Annotated in this window: 1 protein-coding gene; it reads left to right on the forward strand. The window is 67.9% G+C overall.

Annotated elements, in window-relative coordinates; genetic code table 11:
- The coding region (locus A5696_RS01340) for an HAD-IC family P-type ATPase (protein ID WP_156738208.1) at window positions 1–1,316 on the forward strand (1,316 nt) is incomplete at both ends.

Genomic DNA, 1,316 nt, shown 5'->3' on the forward strand with positions numbered 1-1,316 from the left:
GGCGACATCGACATCCTGATCACCGACAAGACCGGCACGCTGACGGAGGGCCGCATCCGCCTGGTCGGCGCGGTCGATCCGGCCGGTGCGCCGGCCGAGCCGGTCCGGCGGCTCGGGTTGCTGGCCACCGACGTCGACCCGGAATCCGGTGTGGTGAGCGCCAATCCGCTCGACGCCGCGCTGTGGGACTCCCCGCAGCCACAGCAACTGGTGGGCGGCGCGGTGCGCCGCGTCGCGCTGCTGCCGTTCGACCACGAGCGGCGCGCGACGTCGGTGTTGGTCGACGACGACGGCAACCGCCTCCTCGTCGTCAAGGGCGCCCCCGAACAGGTCCTGGACCGGTGCGACGGGACGCCGGCGGCCGCGGATGCGACCCTGGCGGACTTGTTCGCCGCCGGACGGCGGGTGGTCGCCGTCGCCACCCGCCCGGCCGCCGAGCTGACGGAGCTCACCGCCGACGACGAACACGACCTCACGCTGGCCGGCTTTCTGGTCTTCGCCGACGAACCCAAACCCGCGGCGCGCCAGTCGCTGGCACAGCTGGCCGAACTGGGCATCGAGCTCAAGATCGCCACCGGCGACAATCCGCGGGTCGCCGAAAAGGTCTGCAATGACCTGGGTTTGGCGTCCAAGGGCACTCTCACCGGCGCCGAGCTGGAACCCCTCGACGACGACGAATTCGGCCGCGCCGCTGCGGACCACAGTATCTTCGCCCGCATCTCCCCCGACCAAAAGGCACGGCTGATCACCGCGGCACGCCGCACCGGAAGATCGGTGGGGTTTCTCGGCGACGGGGTCAACGACGCGCTGGCATTGCACGCCGCCGATGTGGGCATCTCCGTCAACAGCGCCACCGACGTGGCCAAGGACGCGGCCGACGTGGTCTTGCTGGAAAAGGACCTGGGGGTGCTGGCCACCGGGGTGGCCACGGGCAGAAGGATTTTCGCCAATACCATCAAGTACGTGTTCATGGGCACATCGAGCAATTTCGGCAACACCTTCAGCGCCGCCGCCGCGTCGGCGTTCTTGCCGTTTCTGCCGATGCTGCCCAGCCAGATCCTGCTGGGCAACCTGCTCTACGATGCCTCGCAGTTGGCGATCCCCACCGACCGCGTCGATGAGGAGCAACGCGATGCGCCGGCGCACTGGAACGTCGCCTTCATCCGCAGGTTCATGCTGACGTTCGGGCCCATCAACTCGCTGTTCGACTTCTTGACCTTCGGATTCATGCTCGGCATCCTGCACGCCGGCGAGGTGGCGTTTCACACCGGGTGGTTCCTGGAAAACCTTCTCACCCAGACGTTTATCGTTTTCGC

Origin of the sequence: Mycobacterium sp. E2699 (assembly GCF_001666745.1) — a bacterium.
Lineage (GTDB): Bacteria > Actinomycetota > Actinomycetes > Mycobacteriales > Mycobacteriaceae > Mycobacterium.